At 68.9% G+C, this 21,227-nt stretch carries 2 protein-coding genes; one reads left to right on the top strand and one right to left on the bottom strand.

Annotated features, from left to right (window positions below; genetic code table 11):
- Nucleotides 1-196: 196 nt before the first annotated feature.
- Nucleotides 197-16,990 (bottom strand): CARDB domain-containing protein, encoded by a 16,794-nt coding sequence (locus tag SYV04_RS41990; protein ID WP_321551750.1) that lies wholly within the window; start codon nucleotides 16,988-16,990, stop codon nucleotides 197-199.
- Between the two features lie 509 nt (nucleotides 16,991-17,499).
- On the opposite strand from SYV04_RS41990, the gene SYV04_RS41985 reads away from it, so the two are divergent.
- Nucleotides 17,500-21,216: a protein kinase domain-containing protein gene (locus SYV04_RS41985; protein WP_321551743.1), complete on the top strand. Its 3,717-nt coding sequence runs from the start codon at nucleotides 17,500-17,502 to the stop codon at nucleotides 21,214-21,216.
- Nucleotides 21,217-21,227: the final 11 nt, after the last annotated feature.

Raw genomic sequence — 21,227 nt, 5'->3', positions numbered from 1 at the left:
GAAGAAAAGAGGTCACCCGTGACCCATCCGGCCGCGCTCTTGCCGGCCATGGCGCTGTCTCCCTCGTGTGCCCTCGTGGGGGCGCCTCCTCAAGTTCGGCACGGCGTGGCACCGCACAACCTCCCTGGCCCTCCAGGGGCTGCTCGCCCGCTCAGGCGCGAGGCAGACCCCGTGGAGGTGGAGCCAGGGAATGGCCTCAGAAGAGGTACCAGCGCGCCTCCCAGTAGCGGATGAGGTCTCCCAGGGCCTGGCGCACGGGCCGGGAATCGCCGCCCAGGTGACGGGTTGCGTCAACGGCCACGAACAGGTCCTCGATGAGAGCCTCGATGTCCTCGCGTTGCGTGACGGGGCGTGCCTCCACGCTCCGCAGGCGTGCTTCCAGCTCGAGTCGCTTGTGTTCCTCTCCCTTCGGGTGCGCCGCCAGCGCCTCCCGGACGCGGGTGAGCAGCTCGGCGGACGACAGCGGCTGGGCGAGGTTCACGTTCCGGGTGCCCAGGTGGAACGGCGCGGCGCTTCGCAGTGAGTCCACGGAGGCCGATACGGTGTGGCTTCCGGACACCTCCGGCAGCCGCACGAGGAAGCGCACCTCGTGGGCCATGCCTCGTGCCAGCGTGGGCTCCCAGATGATCTCGTGGCCATCCGGAGCCAGAGTCCCCTCGGAGGAAGCCCAGGTCGCCGTGAGCGGCGCCGGGAGCTTCTCCACCACGCGCAGCCGCGAGGTGTGAGACGGGTTCGCCAGCCGCAACTCGACGCCAGCGACTCCCAGGGGAGTGGGCCGAGAGGAGGACGGGGTGACGTAGGCCACGGACTTGCGAAGGGCCAGCGCGGCATGGGCACCTGGCAGCGCGCTCGTGAGGTCGAAACCGAAGGTTACCGAGCGGCCCTGCCCGAAGGTGTACAGGGCTCCCGCGAGCGCTTCATGGCTGTCGGCGTAGAGCGCGGCAGCCTGCACGGAGGAGTCGAGCACCTGGAGCCGGGTCCCTCCCATGGGCGCGTTCAGGTAGGCAGGGCCTTCCAACGCGGAGGAAGGCAGCCGCACGCGGTTCTGCCGAGGGCTCTCCTGGAAGTCGACACCGAGGACTTCACGGAGACCCGGGAGGCTCGCCGCGTGGGCCCTGAGGACCACGAGGCCCGCGTGGCCGGCGAAGACCTGCTCGGTCACCTCTCGCGTCCAGGCCTTGCGGAGCTGCTCCTGTCGCGCACGGACGGGCTCGTTACCCGAGGTCTCTTGGCCTTCGCGGCATTCCCCTCGCGTGCTGTCGAGGCTGATGACGAGGAACACGTTGGCCACGCCGGAACGGACGCCTTCCAGGAACGCAGCCTCCGAGGTCGCCACGGTCAGCAGCCGATCGGGGCCTCCCAGCTCCGTTTCGAGGAGGGACTGGATGCGCCGCAGTTCGGAGGCGGACGCAGAACAGGTGCCCTCGTGGACGAGCGCCAGCACGCGGCTGAAGGAGGCTGCGGCCACCTGGGTGACATTCACGCTTTCGGCCTGGACGGAGAACTGAACCGTCTGTTCGGTGACCCAGCCGGCGGAGTCCTCGGCACGCACCGTCAGCGTGTGATTGCCATCATCGGTGACAGGCGTGCCCGACCTGAAGGGCGCGTCATCGAGCCGCACTTCCTGGGTGGCGAGGTGGGCGTCCTGGATGACGATGACCGGTGTAACGGAGCCCCGGTACTGCGCTCCTCCCGAGACACCACTGAGGGTGACGGTGGGCGGAGTGCGATCGAGGGTGAACCGGGCCTGCCGCTCCGTCTGGTTGCCGGAGCCGTCCTTGGCCCAGGCGCGCAGGACGTGAGTGCCCTCGGTGGACACCGCCGAACCCGAGGTGAAGGGCTGCCCATTCAGCGTCAGGGTGGACTGCTGCAGGTCCCAGTCTCGGATCGTGACGAAGGGCGTCACGTTCTGGCGGTAGAAGCCGTTCTCTCTCAAGTCCCCGAAGGAGATCCAAGGCTCGGTCATGTCCACCGTGAAGCGCACGAACTCGAGGGACGGGTTCCCAGCGCCGTCGGTCGCCTGAACCACGAGTGTATGCTCTCCATCCGTGGTGATGGCGGTCCCCGAGCTGAAGGGCGCGCCGTCGAGGAGGATGCTGACCGTGGTCGGGGAGGCGTCCGCCACCTCGATGACTGGAACGGCCGGACTCCTGAACCGGGCGCCCTCCTTCACGCCAGAGATGGAGATTGCTGGCGGTCGCGTGTCGTTGATGACGGTAAGGCTGACCTGTCCGGCGTTGCCCGCTCGATCCTCGGTGCTGAAGACGATCGTATGAGGGCCCTGTCCCGAGAAGCCGAGGGGAATGGACCAGGTACCGTCGAACACGGTTCCGCTCGTCAGCACCATCCCCACACCCGAGGAAGCAGCGTCGATCCTGGCTTTGATGAATGCCACCCCCGACTCCGCATCCAGAGCCCGGAGGAGCGGGAGCACCGAACCCGAAACGTACATGCCATCGGTGAGGTTGAGCGGTTGGAGGACAGGCGCCTGCCCATCGATGAGCCGGAACTGCGCCGTGGAGAGTGCCTGGACCGTTCCATCCGGGCGCTCCGCCAGCAGGTAGACCGCATAGCTCTTCAGCGGCAGACCCAGTGTGGAGAAGTCATGCTGACCGGAGAGGGACTCTCCCACCTCCAACGGCTGGGCGGGGAGGACATGGGACCGTACGGCCAGCCCTGTATCCGGGTCGATGATGGCCACCCGGAGCGCGAGGCTCGGCTCCACGGTGCTTCCCTGATTGACCGCCGCGAAGTCGACCGTCAACGCCTGTCCGGCACGGATGACCGGAGGAGCACCGTCTCCGAGGACCAGGAGCGTCCCCGAGAGCAGCGGACGGCCCGAGATGGAGAAGCGCACCGTGGCGGTCGCGAGCTGCCGCGAGCCGAGCGTGATGACACCGCGTGCCTCATATTGGCCAGGCTCCAGCCCCAGCGAGGACCACTCCGTGCGCACCGAGTGGCTCGCGCCCTGAGCGAGGAGCGGCAGCGCCGTGACGCTCTCCAGTACGGGGGCTCCCGTCGGTCCCGTGACCGAGAGGGTGTAGCTCGCGCCGTCCAGGAAGCTGTTGGCGGAGTCATTGCGCACCGTCGTGGCCAGCACCAGGGACTCCCCGGTGACATAGCGTGCGCGAGAGCTGGTGAGCCGCAGGTGCGTGGCGCGATCCGCGTTGATGCTCAACGGCGTCTCCGCCTCGGAGAGTAGCGCGGAGCCCTCCCGTGCCTTCGCCTTCACCAGGTACGAGCCGGCCAGCGTCCGGGCCACATTCACATGGCGCGTGAAGGTGATGCTCCGGCCCTCTCCCAGCGGTGCGAGGTGCTCGACCGCCCCCACCTGGAAGACAGGCTCGCCGCTCGAGGTGACCAGCCAGACCTCCACGTCCACGGTGCGCGCGGCACCCGGGTTGGCCACGGTGAGGGTCGCCAGACTCTCTCCATTCACCTCGACGGAGGCGGGAGAGACGGACACCGACACCACAGGCTTGTCATCGAGCGCGAGGGAGAACGGATGGTGGACCCGGTTGTTGTCGCGCACCGCGTCGTCCACTTGCTGCTGAGGATCGACGATCGCCTCCAGGACCAGAGGGCCGGAGAGCTCCGGATGTGACAGGGCAACGACCGCCGTGGTCATTCCTCCCGCCGGAAGGGTCGGCAGGGAGATCAGCTGCGGGGGCATGGAGCGCCCATCTGGCAAGAGGACCGCCACCGAGAGCGTGGTCGCGGGTGCCGAGCCACCTCCCTGGTTTCGCACGGTCACGAAAGCGTCGAACGGCTGTCCCGCCCGGGGAACTTCAGGACGCAGCAGCACTTCGGCGACGAGATCCGGCAGGGTGGTCGCATCCAGGGTGATCTGGATGGGAGTCGCCGCGGAGCTCGTACGCTGCGCGGGGTCCGTGGCGGTCGCGGAGAACAGGGTGTCACCCGGCTCCAGGCGCACGCCTGTGAACTCGAAGCGGGCCCCCCAATCCAGGCGTGTGAGACCGACCGTCGAGGACGCCAGCAGTGCGCCCTCGTGGTCCCAGGACCACTGGAGGTCCGAGAGGCCCTCGAAGCGCTGCTCCCGGCCATCCTCGTGAATGACGAGGTCACCGCCACGCCGGAATGCAAGCCGTCGCCCATCCCGGGAGAAGGCTGGCATGAACTCGGACTCCGGCCCGTGGGTTAGCCGCACCGAAGCCCCAGTCGAAGTCGAGACGAGGTACACATCCGTCTGCCCCTCTCGGGTGGCGACGAGCGCGATGCGCTCCGAGTCCGGGGAGATCGCGTAGCGCGGGTTGATGGAGGCCGCCTCGAACAAGGTCGTGGAGTCCTCGGACATGGGAGCCATTCGCAGGAGCCGCATGCTCGAACCACTGCTCGTGAGGGCAAAGAGCGACTGGCCATCCGGTGCATGGCGGGGAGCCATGAGAGGTTCGTCGGACGCTCCCGTCAGCCACCGCTCGCTCCCCGTGGTGATATCCACCACGACGATCGCGGGTGTCCCGGACGGGTTGGACGCATAGGCCACTTCATGTGAGTTCGGGGCCCAGCTGGCGGAGACGTCCGCGCCATGGTCGAGAGGAGCCAACTGGCGCACCTCGCCCGTGTCCAGGCTCGCGAGAAAAGTCACCCCCGACCACGTTTGGAGGACCAGCCGCTGCCCATCCGGCGAGAAGGTCACCTCGCGGATGAATTGGAGCGATGCGTCACGGAAGGTTCCGAGCAGCTCACCCGAGCGGGTCTCGACTGCCAGCGCTTCCGTGCCGGGGAGGCTGGATTCCACGAGATAGGCCACGCGTCGGCCATCCTCCGAGGGCCAACCAGAGCCCACGGGCGTGAGGCTCAGCTCCAACAGGGAGCCTTCGACGCGGAGGGCTCCCGCGGAAGCTTGCGCGTAGTACTCGTCGTTGCGGAACAGGGTGACGCGGGTGCCAGGCTCCGTGAGACCCGCGAGAGTCGTCGTCGGGCTTGCCACGGTGATGGGCTTGCCCGCCACGGTGGGACGAGTCAGGCGCGGCGCAGCCGGAGGTGTCGAGTCCACCGGCACTCCCGTGGCGATGGCCGACGGACTGCTTGGGTTGCCGAGCGCATCGAATGCGATGATGCGGTAGCGATACAGGGTGTCGTCGCTCAGGAACAGGTCCACGAGCTGTGAGGTGATGACGCGCTCGGAGCCAGCGAGGACCTCGAACGCGCCATCGGCGCCAATGGCACGCTCCACGCGATAGGCCACGGTGCGCGCATCTCCCGGAGCCCAGCTCACCGCGAGGGCACCTCCCGAGGGAAGCGGCTCGACCGCCACCTCCACTGGGGCCGCCGGCGGCGCCACGTCCACCGTTACCGAGACGGCGTTCGAGGCGGGACCGCGGAAGCCGCTCGGGTTGAACGCATGGACGCGGTACGTGTGCGCGCCATTGCGAACCCCCCGATCGACGAAGCCACGAACGTCAGCTGGTGCGGACGGCAGCTCGACCGTGCCCGTCGCACTCTCCCGGACGAGCACATAGCCCACGACGTCCGCCGACTCTCCCGCTACGGTGAAGGAGAGCGAAACATCCGAGCCGGTGACGGCATCGAGTGCCAGCGTCAGGGCGGCGCTCGGAGCCGGATCGCTCACCACCGTCACGGTTTCGGAAGGGAGGCTGCGGTTGCCTGCACCGTCCGTGGCGAGAACCTGGAAGCTATTGGTTCCAAGCACCAGCGGCGCGTTGAAGAGGAAGTGACCCCGAGCGTCCGCCGTGGTCGTGGCGACCACGCCATTCTCACCGAGGAGTTGGACCTGCGCGGACGGGGGCACCTCGCGGCCCTGGAGCATCATGCTGCTCTCGGGCGTGGCGTCCGCCGAGGCCTCCAGCCATGGGGCATAGACCCGGACCGAGACCGTGGACGCTTCGGAAGGAGTTCCTCCGAAGCCCATCGCACGCAAGCTGTAGGTATGACGCCCCTCGGGAACAGAGGCGAGTAGCGTGGTGGTGCCGTGCTCGAGCGGCAGCGCGTCCAACTGAACGTCGTACAAGGCCGGGTCGCCGCTGATGACAGAGAGGAACGTCACTCGAACGCCATCCACCTCCATGGGACGCTCCAGCGCGTGGGTCAGGGGCTGGAAGGCAGTCGCGGACACTGGCGAAGTGAGGGTCACCCACATGCCATCGAGTCGGGCTTCCAGCCTCAGTTGAGCGTTCGCTGCCTGAGTCAGCGAGAGCCCACGGAGCAGCACGGGCTCGTCCAACTCCAGAGTCCATGCCTGCGGGAAGACGGACTGAGGCTCCCAGGAGGTCCCGAAGGGGTCGGAGTCATACGCATCGGCCGGGGAACCGGATGCCGTCGAGGTGGCGGAGGCCGTACCGGGCCAGCGCTCCGGTGCAATCGTTACGGGCACCCCCGCTTCGGACAACTCGAAGCCGGCGAGCAGGCCCGTCGGGTTTCCATCCGTCCAGGACAGCGCGACCTGGTCACCATCGACCAGCGCGGTGATCGACGGCTGCGAGGGCATCGCTTCCTTCAACACATGAATCGAGCTGGGAGCCGGGTCGACCTTGTTCGCGCTGTCCTTGGCAACGGCGCGCAGCTCGACGATTCGGCTGGTGAACTGCGAGAGCGGCAGGAGGGCCGTATACGGAGCCTGCGTGTCGGGAGTGCCCACCAGGGAGAAGGCTCCACTCGGCACACCACGGGCCTCGAATCGCACCGAGGCGATGTCCTGGTCGCTCCCCTGGGCGAGCAGCCACGTGTCATGGCGCACCCGCTCGAGCGATGCAGGCTCGATGAGGCGCACTACGGGTGGGTGCGTCTCGAGCGTCACCTGTCGACTGTTCGAGGCCGTGCTGAGGTTGCCGGCACGGTCGATGGCCACGAGGTGGTAGGCGTGCCGCCCGTCCGGGACGGAGGTGTCCGTGTAGCTGCGGCTCATGGAGGAGAGCGCATAGGGACGCAGGTCCCGCGGGCTCGCGCCATCCGGAATCCCCAGGGGCATGCCATCTCGGAAGGGCACATAGCCGAGCACGTCCTCCTCGGGGCTGCCCTGCCACCCCAGGAGCACGGTCGAGCCCGCGACCGTCGCGCTCTGGAGCACGGGCGCCGTGGGCGGAAGGTTGTCGACCGTGAAGGTGACGCGGGCCTCGCTCACGTTGCCAATCAGGTCCTCGGCCTCCAGTCGCAAGGTCTGGATGGAGCCCTGAGGCAGTGGCATCACCTCCAGCTCACCTAGCCGCCCAGTGCTCACCGGCAGCAGCGAGCGGTGGAGCAGGGTGAAACTCGCGGGCGTGTTGCCCGCGCCAATCGAAACACGGTATTCGCGGAAGTCCTCCAGGCTGTAGGCCGTGCCCTGGAGTTCGACCGTTCCGCGCACGGCCTCCCCGGGAGTAGGGGAGAGCCACAGCGCCATCGGAGGCGTGGCGTCGATCTCCACCAAGGCTTCCGGAGACAGAGGGCTGGCGTTCTGAGCAGCGTCACGGGCCCGCACCGAGTAGCGGTAGCGCCCATCCAACAGCCCGCTGTCCAGGTAGAGCCGGGTGTCCGAGGCGAGCGTCGCGATGAGCGTGGCCGGGCCACTGCCGATCGCCCGAAGCAACTCGTACGTCGTGACGTCGCTGGAGGGACTTGGCTCCCAGGTGAGCGTCACCGTGTTGGGCCGCTCCACCGTTGCCGACAGCGTGGGCACCGGCACGGGAGCGATGGAGTCGACGGTGAACGCCGCCTCGTCCGTGGACTCGTTACCGGCTGCGTCGCGGACGTGGAGGCGCGCCACGTAGGACCCCTCTCCCACGGAGGCCAGCGTTGCCAGCACGCCCGAGGAGAGCGGCTGGGTAGAGCGGGTGAGCCGCTGGAATGTGCTCACTTCACCTGGGGTGCCTCGGCCGAGCTCCAGCTCCCAGGAGGACAGGTGCTCGTCCATGGCCGTGCCACGGAACACGAGCCCTTGCCCCTGAGTACCTCCGCGAGGCTCAACCAGGGAGGCGACCGGCGGGGTGCTGTCGAGCGTGATGGAGATTCGGCTCTCGGTCTCGTTGCCCGCGGTGTCCTTCGCCACGAGGCGCAGCTCGACCGGACCCTCTTCGTCGTAGCCCACGGCCCACGAGTGGAGCAGCCCTCCGGGAGGAATGCTCGGGCCCGAGAAGAGCGTCTGCGTCCCGGAGGCGGTGGTGGCCTCCAGGCGCACCAGGCGCAGGCGGGCATCCTCGGCGTGACCGCGAATGTCGAGAGGCCCCTCGCGACCCGACAGGAGCGCTCCGGCCAGCGGCGAGAGGAACCCGGCTTGGGGAGGAGTCGTGTCCACGGTGAAGGACACGGATTGCTCGGAGGTGTGTCCCGCTCGGTCATGGGCCTCGAGCAGGAGGTGGTGTGTCCCTTCGAGGAGTTCACCGCGCACGGCCAGGACTCCCGAGGCGGCTGAGTTTCCGCTGGCGATCACCTGGCCCGGGCCGTTCTCTCCAGGAGCGACATGCGTCAGGCTCCAGCTCTCGAGGGAGGGGTCTTGAATGGCACCGTCGATGGAGAGCCGGGCCCTCTGCACACTCCCCGTCAATGGCGAGGTCAGCAGGAGATGCGGAGCATCCACATCGATCTCCAGCGCGGCAGGAGCGGTATCCGTCGCCGCGCCCGCGCTCGCCGAGACGCGCAGCGCGTAGACCCCCGTCGGGAGCCCGACCAACGCCGCCGGGTTGAGGGGGAGCTGGCCCTGCGACGTGGCCGGCAGCGCGGTGGGCTCCACCAGCACCCGCACCGGATTGCCAGCGCCATCGAGGATCGCGGCACTCACGGTCGCGGGCGCTGCCAGCGCGATGTGGAGTGTTGCCGTCTCCAGTACCCCATCTCCATCGGGGGAGATCAGGCTCGGAAGCACGCTGGCCGCACGCAAGAGGGAGGCTGGCTGGTACTGGAACCGACGCAGCAGCTCCTTCGTGTGTCCGGCAAGGTCCTCCACCACCAGCCGCAGCGTGTACTCACCCGGGGGCAGACTCTCCAGGGAGACGGCTCCAAGAACACCCGAGGCCGAGACGATGCGTGAAGCGATGGGGGTGTACTGCGTAGGCGTTGTCCCCGAGCCGATGGACAGCTCGTAGCGCGCCATGTTCACGTCAGCCGCCTCACCGAGCACGGAGAAGGATGCGCCCACGCCCTGCCCCTCGGCGGGGAAGTCGATGCGTGCGGTCGGCTCCTGTGTGTCCAGCCGGACCAGGGCCGAGGCCTCACCTGTCATGTCGCAGGCGCCCGTCGCCCGGATCCGAAGCGAATAGGTGCCATCGGCCAGCAGCGAGCCTCCTTCCTGGCGTCCGTTCCAGACCAGCGATGCACTCCCCTGAGGTAGGGCGCTTTGGAGGATGGTGTGAAGCGGGCCTCCAGCGGTCTGGGCAGTGACCGTCACGGACGCAGCTTGATCGAGCGTGAACTGAAGCATTGTCGTGTCGAAGCGACCATCCGCATCCGGGGAGAAGAGCCCTGGGGAGAGGGTGGGCGTTCCGAAAGTCGGGGGCGTGGCCACCTCCACGGCGAGGGGCTCGGCACACCAGGATGAGCCGCTCACGTCACGCGCTGCCAGCAGCAGCTCGAAGCTGCTGCCTCGGTGGGTCACATCGACCGTTCCCAGCACGCCCTGGCGGGAGCTTGGCTGGGCGGGACTGAAGCTCGCCTTGGCGATCTGCTGGGGCTCTCCTCCAGCCTCACGCAGGAGCAGTTCGTACGACTCCAGATGGCGATCCGCGACGGCTCCCTCCACGACCAGATACTTCTTGATCGCACCATCTGTCCCTCGGCGACTCTCGGGACAGACGCGTCCCGTGGCCGCAGGGCGTGTCACGACGGTGTAGGCCGGAGTCCGATCAATGAAGAGGGGCTGCGCCTCCGTATGGGTGAGCGAGCCGTCGGACCAGGTGGCCGAGGCACGGACCCGATAGGAGCCCTCTGGCAACGTCTGGGCGTCGATGGCGAATGACGTGTTCACCACCGAGGCTCCCATGGGAACGCCGGACACCGCGGGCCGCGAGACGACCTCGCCCTGGGCGGACACAATCTCCACGCCGAGGCTCTGGAGGTGCTGGCCGCTCCCCGCGCCGCCGGTGAGCTTCGCCGTGTACGTTGGCGTGTGGATGCCGCACAGGCTGGCATCCGCGTCTCGTTGGGGGATCGAGAGGCTCAGGGTGCTCTGCGCGAGCTGGAGCTCGCCCTGGTCGTTGCAGCCCCGGTCCAGCAGGTTGGGGTCCTCGGGCACCAGGTTTGCCTGAGTGAGAACCTGTGTCCCATCCGCGAGCGTGGTCTTCGCCCGGAGCGTGTGCCGTGAACCGGTCGGGAATCGAGAGCGATCGATCGGGTGCAGCGGCGAGGTGCCCTCGAAGGGGCCGAAGCGCGCCACCACCCCTGGTGCGGTGTCATCGACGAACACCTCCACCGAGCGAAGCGCCTGGCGGAAGGACTCCGTGAGGACGATGCCGTCGTCGCTCGCGGTGAGTTGGAGCTTGCAGAGATCGACCGTGCCGCGATCCGTGAGCGGCTGTCCGTTCTGGTGAGTGCCGAGAAAGTCCACCTCGTACCGGCAGCCACTCAGGCTCGCCGTGGGGAGATCCTGGAGCACCTGAAGGCCCGCGGACGTGGGAACGAGCCGGCCCGGCGCAGCGGTGAAGTTCGTCACCCGACCCGTCTCCACCGAGGTGAAGCGCCAGCTCGCGCCAGGTGCGAGGTCCGCTCCCCGCGTGAGGGCGTCTCCCACGAAGGCGGAGAGCACGGTGGCCTCGCCGTGCCGCGTCTTCACGCACGCAAAGCGCGTGCGCTGCGTGTCTTCGGGGCCCGAGAAGGTGAATGGGGTGCTGAAGAGCCTGCCCTCCGAATCGACGGCCCGAAGCTCGAACTCGGAGGGAGTCCCCGCGGAACGCGCATCCCATACGACCATCGCCTCGCCCAGCGCTGTCACGTTCTGGGTATCGATGATGATCCACGGCGCCGTTCCCGTGCGGTAGGCGACCGAGAAGGACACCAGGTGCGCGCCACGGGTGGTGTTGAGGCCCAAGGCATAGCGCCCACCGGGCAGCCTTGGCAGGACGGTGATTCCCGCCACATTCATCCGGGCGAGGGTGAACGGTCGCACGCGAGGCATCACCTGGCCAGGCAGCAGCCAGCTCAGGTGGATCTGTTCCGGAGCACCTACGAGCGTGATGAACAGCCGGTCATCGAGGTGAACGGGCGTCGTAAGGGCCTTGTTTCCGGCCCGATCCTTGACCCTGAGGCGGAAGGTGCCGCGCAGGGATTCCACTGCGAGGTTGCGCGTCTCGTCGACGGCCTGCATCCCCGTGAGGAGGGTCCGTCCCAGGGAAGGATCCTCGGGGGAAGAGACTTCGAGTGCCCACTCCTGCAGGTGCGCGTCCTGAACCTTCAGGGAGGTGCCCGCCACCACGATGCGCACCGGTGTGTTCGTCCGCGCGCCCTCATCCGTGGACGCACGAGGGTCGAGGTCCACGGGCATGACATCGCTGTATCGATAGGGCGCGGGCAGGTTCGCGACGCCGCTCGTGTCGAGGGCCAGCATCGCCATGGGAGGCGTATTGTCGATCTCCACCGAGAGGCGCGTCCCATCGAGGCTCACGGTGTACTCACCGTCCGGGACACTCACCCCACTGGCGTCGCGTCCATCCCAGCTCACGTGGAAGTTTCCCGGCTGCTCGTGCTGCAGCGCGTGCTGCCGGACTACCTGGTTGCGAGCATCGAGGATCTGGAAGTCCACGAGGGTGGCCCGCGTGGCCGTGTAGTGGATCTCGACCTTGTCGAGGACACCATCGCCATTGGGAGAGAAGAGCTCCGGCGTCCGCGACACGTTGGCCACGGCAGGGCTCAGGCTGTAGCCGAAGACCGTCGTCCTCGTGCGGACATTGCCCGCGCGGTCCCTGGCCAGAAGCTGCGCCTCGTACATGCCAGGCTGCGGCGGAATCCACTCCGCCAACTGCCCCGCCGCCACGGGCGTGGTGGAGCGGGCAATGACGACGAAGGGCTCCGAGGAGGCGTAGGCGCGCACGCTGATCTGCCACTCCTCGAAGTTCCGGTCCGTCGCCGTTCCCTGGAAGGTGATGCTCGGTGCTCCGGGTGTTCGGGTCGCCGTCAGCCGCACGGAGAGGTTGTCCCGGGTGGTGACCGCGCTCAGCGAAAGCCCACCGCTCGATTCCGCATCCCTGAAGCCGAACAGGAAGCTGCCTCCGGGCGACCAGCGCATTCCGCGCACGTCGTAGGGGTGAAGCATGCGTGCCGTGCCCATCGGCGAGACCGTCCAGAGCTGAGGATTCATGCTCAGCAGGGGCTTGTAACGGAACACCGTGCCGCCGCTGACGGGATGGACCGCGAGGGCGGCTTGATTCTCCTCGAAGTCCCATGAGCCCGGAGGCCCCGTGAAGAGTCTGCGAACCTCTCCCGTCACCAGGTCCTTGTGCTCCAGCCGGGGATCGACGGTGACGTAGATAGAGTCCGAGCCCGGTGGCGCATACTGCAGCCAGCCCAGGGTCGGATAGATGAGCGCCTCTCCGGAAGTCGTCCAGCCGTGGCGAAGATCCTCGCTGGTTCCGGCTCCAGTGGGGGTTCCGCTCGGGGTGATGCCCTTGGCGATGGTACCGGCCGTGAGGACCGCGCGTCGGCTCTCGTCCGAGAGGGCCAGGAGGGAGACGGCTCCCGTCGAATCGAGGAGCGCGAGCTGGCTTCCATCAGGAGACAGGCTCAGCTCGACGGGTTCATGGCTGCTTCGTGCCAGGATGCGCCGCTGGGTCCCATCAACGCGGATCTCCTCGATGCGAAACTCGGTGACGTCCAGGGATTCATCGAGGGTCGCGAAGAACACCCGCGAAGCCTCCGCGCTGAAGACAGGAGCAACCGCGAAGAGGATGGCCCTCCGCGGAGACTCCTCATCGAGCACGAGCCTGCGGAGCTGGCGCTCTGGGGTCGACAAGAGCTCCAGGGTGCCGCAGGTGCTCTCAGTCGATGCGCAGGTCGTCCGGCCATGGAAGGCGATCCAGCGCGCGTTCGGACTGACGGCCATGCCACCCGAGCCAGGGGAGTAGGCGTCACACGGCCACGCATCGGGCGTGAGGCGCCTGGCCGGTGCCCCGCCGAGGGACTGGTGGTACAGCCCGCACCCGCTCTTGCCGGGCTCGCGCCCCCGAAACACCACGCCACTCTCGTCCGGCATGGCGCCCGCCGGGCCAAAGAGCATGTCCGCGCTCGCGGTGCCTTCCAGGCTCTCCACCTCGAGCGCAGAGGGCTCGGAGGTGTCCAGCGGCGTCCGGTTGGTATCCACCACAGCTTCCAAGGTGCCCAGCAGCAGCTCGGGAGAAGGCGCCAGAGTCCGTACATGGATGCGATAGGTGCCATCTGGGACGATGCGCCCCGCTGTGGAGCGGCCATCCCACGAAAGGCTCGATGCGATCGCCGAAGGCGCCGTCAGCAGCTGGACCGTACGCCCCTGGGCATCCTCGATGCGCGCCTCCACGGCTGCCTCCGTCGCGAGGCGGTAGGAGATGTCGGTCACGTCCCGGACGCCGTCCCCGTTGGGGGAGAAATAGAGCTCCGAGAGGGCGAGCGCCGCGTCCTGGACCGAGATCTGTCGCTCGGCCCGGTTGTTGTCCGCGCGCTGCTCGGGCACGGTTCCCTGGCCGTTCACCCGCGCGACCAGTCGCTGCGCACCCCGCAGGCCCGTGGTGCTCCAGGAGAGGATGGGCTCGCCTCGCTGCCCTGGCTCGATGGCGGCGATGACCGTCTGGCCGATGAGCTCCTCGCTCCCGTTGGTTCCCACTCGCAGCAACTCCACGGAGACGCCCTCCGCGCGCTGGCCGCCCGCGTTCATCACTGACACCGTTACCGGCACGGAGGTGTTCTCTCGCGGGAAGATGGGACTCGGCCGGATGTCCGCCGCCGACACCACCAGATCCGCGATGGCCGCGGGCGAGATGGAGAGGAAGGTCCGGTTGTCCTCCTCATCGAACTCGGAGACCGACTGCTCTCCATCCAGGATGACGTAGACCGTCTCCGGAGCCTCCTGGGGCAGGGTGAGTGTCCCGCTCAGCTGCAGCGTGGCTCCAGGCGCCAGCGTCGCCACCTGCTCACGGTGGAACCGCGTGCCACCCGACTCGGGTACACCGAGGTAGAAGTCCACGGTGAAGTTCTGGGCCTGGCCCTGGCCGCTGTTGCGGACCGTCACCGAGACGGTGGCCGGCTTCGTCTCCTGGGGCGGCTCGGGGGTGATGGACAGGGTGCCGATCGCCGCCACCAGGTTGGCCAGCGATGAGGGCTGCACCTCGAATGTCGTGGAGCCCGTGTCGTTGCTCCGGTCCAGGTCACCCGGGTGCTGCGCGCGCAGCGTGGCGCGCAGCGAGCCCACGACATTCGCGCGCCAGACGAGCTGGCCCGTGATGGTGCCTCCCGCGCTCACGGACCGCGAGGGCAGCACCACCGTCCCGAGGAGGGCCCCACTTTCGGAGGTGATCTCCAGGCTGCCGGCGATGACTCCCTCGGCGGTTCCTCCGTTGACCAGCTCGTACTGGACGATGGCATCCCGACCTTGGTCCACCGTTGCTGGCGCCGTCACGCGGACGACTCGCAGGTCCACTCCCGGCGACACCCCGAGTCGCAGCGACTGTGCGTTGTTGGTCTCGATCGGCTCCTGCACCACGTTGCTCGGATCCACCTCCACAGTGATGCGACCAGCGTCCTGCAGGGCGGAGACCTGGACGGTCCAGCTCGCCAGCTGGCTCGACTGCGCCTCCAGTGTCAGCTGCGAGGTGGCCAGCACCTGCGCTCCCATCCGGACGACGACCTCCACGGCGGCAGCGTCGGTCCTGCCCAGGTTGCCCACTCGCGCCGTCACCACCACCTGCGACGGCAGCCGGTTGATGCTGGACGGCGACAGCGTGACGCCGCCCGAGTGGACGAACAGGTCCGGCGCCAGCGGTGCCTCCGCGACCAGGAGGGGCACCGCGGCCCGGTTGTCATCCTCCTGTCCTTCATCGAGGGTGCCCGCCGGATCCGCTACCAGGAACACCTGCGTCGAGCCTCCGGAGTCGCGCGTGTCGAAGGCCAGCACCACCGAGGTGGTGGCGCCGCCTGCGAGGGAGGCCACCCGCACGCCGGTGCCCAGCGGTCTGCCGAACGAGTCGAAGCCCTGGACGAGGACGTTCTGGGCCTCCGCGTGCCCGGTGTTGGAGAGCTGCACCGTGGCGAGGACCGTCTCTCCCGCGGTCACCTGTGTGGCCGAGAGGTGGATGCTCCCCGGCGACAGCGTCAGGTTGGGCGTCAGCGCGATGCGCAGCGCCCTGAGCGCCAGCGCCGTGTCCACCACCGAGCCCTCCCAGCTCCCATCCGGCCGCTGCCGGGAGAGCAGGGCGCTCGTGGCGCGCGAGGCCTCCTCGGCAGTGAGCTGCCGCCACGTGGCCAGCGACATGAGCGCCCACCCCGTGGTGGCCACCCGCGTACCCGCCTCCACGAAGAAGCCCCGCGAGTCACGGTGCTGGCGGAAGAACGCGAACGCCTCCTGCGCCGCGGCGGTGATGGCCGGCGTCCGTGGAATCCGCGCCAGGTATTCCAGCACCAGGGCCGTGGGCTCGAACCGGCTGGGGCCTCCCGGCAGCGCGGGCCAGCCGCCGTCCGCGTTCTGCTGCTCGAGCAGGAAGGCCGTCACCTCGGGCGTTGGGTCCGGCGCGAGGGAGGCCTGCGTCAGCGCCAGCCCCAACAACGCCGTGTCGAGCAGGGTCGAGCGGTAGCCGGGAGACAGTCCCACGCTCCCCGAGTTCTGGCGGTACGCATTCAGGCGCGCCAGCGTCGTCGGGCTCTCTCCCCGCATCGACAGAGACAGCCGCGCCAGGCCATCCACATCCACGGGCTGGCGCGTTTCCAGGTGGTTCCACGCCCGATCCACGGAGGCCGGTACGCCCGGGTTGGAGAGGAACAGGCGGAGCGCGTCGAGCGCCTGCTGCGTCTCTCGCAGCGAGGCCTCCGGTCGGGTCGCCCAGTCCCCCTCGGCCCGCTGCCGGGACAGCAGATAGGAGACGCCAAGCTGCACGCTGGGGGCCTCCGCCACCGGCGCGGGCGGCCGCTCGACAAGATCCGTCTCGAACAGGCCCCGCCCTCGCGTGAGGAAGAAGAAGTGGTTCTCGAAGGAGCGTCGCAGCGACTCAGCGAAGGTCCGCTGTGCGGGCGTCGCGGACTGCCCCGGAGCGGTCAGCAAGATGAAGGCCGCCCGGAACTGCTTCTGGGAACCCGCGCTGTCCGGCCACCGTGCGCCCTCGGCGCGGATGATGCCCTCCAGGCTCAACTGCCGCGAGGTGACGGAGACCCGGGTGCCATCCGGCGGAGGAATGTCCTGCGCGGTATGGCTCTCTCCAGGCGCTGGCGAGAGCAGGGTCAGCGGCCCGACCTCCCAGGGGCTCAGGAAGCCCATGAGGTACAGATCCAACTCCGAGAGGCGACGCCGCGCGCCGATGGACTCGAAGCTCCCCGGGCCTCGCGCCTCCCAGTCCGAGCCGTAGAGCACCGAGGCTTGTGAGTCGAGGAAGAAGCTCCAGTGCGCCCCATCCCGGCCCAGCAGCTCCTCGCTGCGTTGGCTGGAGGTCGTCTCCCGGTAGCCGACCTGGCCCGACCACTGGTGGGCTACCTCGTGGGCCAGCACGATGGCCTCGGTCTCCGGCGAGGAAGGCACCCCGGACATCAGCGACCGCAGGTCGATGTAGCCCTTGAGGCGCCCCGCACTGCCGAAGGCGGCGCTGCTGTTGTAGAGCGGCTTGCCGATGCCGCTCACGTCATTGCGGACCAGCGTATACAGGCCCGCCGCATCCTCTCCGAGCGAGCTGAAGAACGTCGGCAGCACCACCAGGAAGTCGTATTCGTCGCCGTGCGTCGCATAGAAATGATTCGCGACGCGCTGGCGAGGCAGGTACCACGAGGCGTTATCGCTCCCTCCGCTGTATGGGGTGCCATCGTGGGCGATGACGACGATGTCCCCACTGGCATGGCCCACTCCAGGCAGCACGGTGAAGACGAGCACCCACGCGAGCATCACGGGGCGGATCCACTTCCATCCTTCTTGGCGGCTAGGCATCGGTTCTCTCGGTGCGGTCAGTCGAAGCAGCCGGCGCGCAATGCATCCGCCGGTCCGCTCGCCCCGCGACCGAGCCCTGTCTGTGCTTTCAAGGACTTGGACGTGACAGGACCTCCTCAGCCCGAGACGGGGAGTCCACGAATCCGGACGGGGAGTCCACGCCGTGAGACGGTGCGACTTTCGTGAGACATATCGGGTGACAGGCGCCCGATATGACGCACCGCGCCCTGGCTCATGCCCGACCCATCAGGATGGTTGAGGGCTTGTCTGCTCGGTGTGAAACCGAGGGAGCCGCAGGGGACTGGGGCCACCCCGCGGAGCTCACGACCGCTTCTCCTGTTAACCCTACACACCGGGTAGGGCTGGATCTGGAAAAGCGGTATGCTCAGAATGCGGAGGTTACATCGAAAGGTGATATCTCTCCCGCGCCGGTTCGATCCGTGAGCCTTCTCCCCCCACACTCTCCGATGAGCGACGAAGACAAGACTTCAGTCCTCGACGAGAGCAGCCGACCGTCGACGGCCCTGGAGGAGCGAACCCGCACCCCCATCACCATGCCGAGCCTGAGGACCGGGGAGCGCCGCTCGCTGCTCGAGCCCGGCACCCTGGTCAAGGGCCGCTACCGCATCGAGCGGGTGCTGGGCGAGGGCGGCATGGGGCGCATCTGGCTGGCGGAGGACCTCCAGGAGCTGCGTCAGGTGGCCCTCAAGGAGATGCAGGTCCCCGAGGGTCTGAGCCCGGCCAAGGTGGAGGAGCTGGTGCTGATGTTCCGGCACGAGTTCTTCGCGATGACCAAGCTGCAGCACCCCGGCACCCTGCGCGTCTTCGACTGCGGCATGACCGAGTCGGGCAACCGCTTCATCACCATGGAGGTGGTCAGCGGAAGGGACCTCAGCACCCTCACGCGTGAGCAGCCGCTGGATGCGCGCACCATCTATCGCATCCTGATCCAGATGGCGCAGGTGCTCGCCTTCATCCACGCGCGCCTGTACGTCCACTGTGACATCAAGGCCAGCAACGTCCGCATCACCGATGACGGCACGGTGAAGCTGATGGACTTCGGGGTCATGCACCAGCTCGGCACCCCGAGCCCTGGCAAGCTCAAGGGCACCCTCGAGTACATGGCCCCCGAGTGGCAGCGCGGCGCCAGCATCGACGGGCGCGCGGACCTGTACTCGCTGGGTGTCACCGCGTACTACCTGGCCACGCGAAGGCTGCCCTTCAAGCGCCAGAGCCCCGCGGCCCTACTGGCGGATCACCTCACCCGGCCACCGCCTCGGCCCTCCTCCCTCTGCCCCGTGGAGCCGGCGCTGGAGGAGATCATCCTCGTGCTGCTGGCCAAGGATCCGCAGAAGCGCTTCCAGGACGCCGGCCAGCTCCTGGAGGCGCTCTGTCGCGCCAGCGGAGAGCCCCTGCCCGAGGAGCCGCTCTCGGTTCGCGCCAGCTACCTGCACGTGCCCGAAGTCGTAGGCCGCGAGGCGGAGCTGGAGCAGCTCATGAACTCGCTGGCGGAGGCCGACTGGGGCCAGTCGCGCGCCATCCTCATCGGCGCTCCCGCGGGCGTGGGCAAGTCGCGGCTACTCCAGGAGTTCGAGCTGCAGGCCAAGCTGGCGGAGATGCCCTTCGGCCTGGGCCAGTGCCGCGTGGAGGGACTGGCGCCGCTGGCTCCCATCTCCCAGGCCTTGCGCTGCCTGGTGCCCCTGACTCCCGCGGAGCTGACCGAGCGGCTGGGGCCGCTGCTGGGCCGCGTTCTGCCCGCGCTCGCCACCGTGCCCGCCCCGGCCTTCAAGGACACGGGCGCGGAGAAGATCGCCGTCTTCGGCGCGCTCACCGAGTGGCTCCAGGCCCTCTCCAAGCGCCAGGCCTTCGTCCTGTGCTTCGAGGACCTCCAGTGGGCGGACTCCGCCACCCTGGAGATGCTCAACGTCATCATCCGCGCGCTCCACCGCACGCGCGGGTTGGTGGTGGGCTCGTTCCGCCCCGATGCCCTCAGCCGCCTGAGCCTGGCCTTCCAGACGGTGGATGAGGGCCTCACGGTGCGCATGGACCTGGCGCCGCTGACGGCCGAGCACGTGGAGAAGCTGGTGGCGCTGGCGCTGCGCGGCCTCCAGGTACCCACCGGCTTCGTGGAGCGGCTGCACACCATCACCGGAGGCAATGCCTTCTTCGCCACCGAGTGTCTGCGCGCGCTGGTGGAGCAGGGCGCGCTGCGCCGCGTGGGCGGCCGGTGGATGGCGGATGGGGACCTGGCCACCCGCGCCCTGCCGGCGACCATCGAGGGGGCCATCCTGGCGCGGCTCTCGGCGGTGCCCTCGGACCGCGTGGCGCTGCTGCGGCGGCTGGCTCCCGCGGGACGCGCGCTGGGCTTGCCCATGGTGCGCGCCCTGGCGGGCATGCTCGAGGTCGACCTGTTCCAGGCGCTCGATGACATCGTCGCCCGGCAGTTCCTCCAGCTCTCCGAGGGCCGCTACGTCTTCACGCACGACACCGTGCACCAGGCCATCTACGAGAGCACGCCCGAGGAGGCGCGCCGGGCCTACCACGGCCGCGTCGCCGAGGTGCTGCAGTCGATGGGGCGCGACAACCCGGCCGCCGACCGCGTGGTGGGCTATCACTTCGCTCGCTCCACCCAGCCGCGCCGCGCCATCGAGCCGCTGATGCGCGCGGGCCAGGCCGCCATCGAGGCCCAGGCGATGCTGGACGCCACGCTCCTCTTGAAGGAGGCCGCGCAGCTCCTGGAGCTGGAGCCCCGCACGCCCGAGCGCATCGACCAGACCGTTCGCATCTGGGCCACGCTCATCGAGGTGGGCTACACGAGCGATCCGCCCACCACGCTGGAGTACGCCGAGAAGCTCTTCGCGCACTGGGCGGACACGGTGGATCTGGCCGCCGGCCGCCAGGAGGCCCTGGAGCAGCTCGACGCGGCGCGCACCGCCACGGGGCTGGAGCGGACCAAGCTGCTGCGCCAGGTCTTCCGGCACATCCCCCTGTCCGAGCGCATGCCGCCCGTGGAGGTCTTCTGGAAGAAGGCCGAGCTGCAGATCCTCCAGAGCACCGCCATGGCCATCATGGGCCGCACCGAGGACTTCCAGGCGCTGCTGGAGCGCGTGGAGGCCGAGCACCCGGTGGACTCGCCCTTCCGGGCCGCCGTGCTCATCGCCCGGGCGGCGGCCAGCGCGCACACGGGCAACTTCGCCGGCGTGCTCAAGGCCCAGCGCGAGCAGGTGGAGCGGCTGCGCTCCTTCCGGGACGCGGTGGGCCGGCTGTCTCCCCGCCTGGCGTGGGCGCTGGGCATGGGCGCCTACTTCCTCAACATGAACCGCGCCCTGCGCGGCGAGCCGCTCGATGAAGACGCCATGCGCGACGGGTTCGAGGTGGCCGAGGTGTACGGCTTCACCGACGTGCGCGTGTACCACCTGTTTTCGCAGATCGTCCGCGCCGCCTTCACGGGCGATGGTGCCGCGCTGGCCCCGGTGCTCGCCGAGAAGCTGGAGCTGATCCGCCGCCTGGGCAACCCGCGCCTGCCCGAGCGCAACCTCGCCATCTACACGCCTCCTTATTACCTGGAGCGCGGCGAGCTCGAGCTGGTGGACGCCGTGCTCGCCCGGGGCCAGTCCCTGGTCAAGCTGCTGCCCGGGGACCGGTGGCTGCAGCTCTATGTCCAGGTGTACGGCGCCTGCCGGGACGTGCTCTGCGATGACGTGCGCGCCGCTCGCGAGTCGCTGCCCCAGGCCCTGGCCCTGGCGCGTACCGGCGAGTTCCGCATGGAGACGCTGCTGCGCGTCTACCAGTCGCGCTTCGAGCGGGCCCAGGGGCGCGAGGCCGCCGCGCGCGAGGCCGCGGAGGTGGCCCTGGCGCGCGCGCTGGACTCGGAGCTGGAGAACCCCTTCGACGAGATCCTCGCCCGCCGCGCGCTGGCGCCGCTCGTGCCCACCGAGGAGGGCATCGCCCACCTGAAGCGAGCGCTGGTGGTCGCCCAGGAGTCGCGCAACGTGCTGCAGGTGGGGCTGGTGAACCTGGCCCTGGCGGAGCTGTGGCTCGCGTGCGAGCCGCTGGAGGCCTCCCAGGCCCTGGATGCGGCGGAGAAGGCGTTCCTCGCCGCCAGCGCCCCCGGCCTGCTGGGCCGCGTCACCACCTTGCGCGGCGATGTGATGCGACAGCTGGGGCTGCGCACGACGGCGTAGGCCGCGCGGGC

It is taken from the genome of Hyalangium ruber (assembly GCF_034259325.1).
Classification (GTDB): Bacteria; Myxococcota; Myxococcia; order Myxococcales; family Myxococcaceae; genus Hyalangium_A; species Hyalangium_A rubrum.
This window is presented reverse-complemented; position numbering and strand designations above follow the sequence as displayed.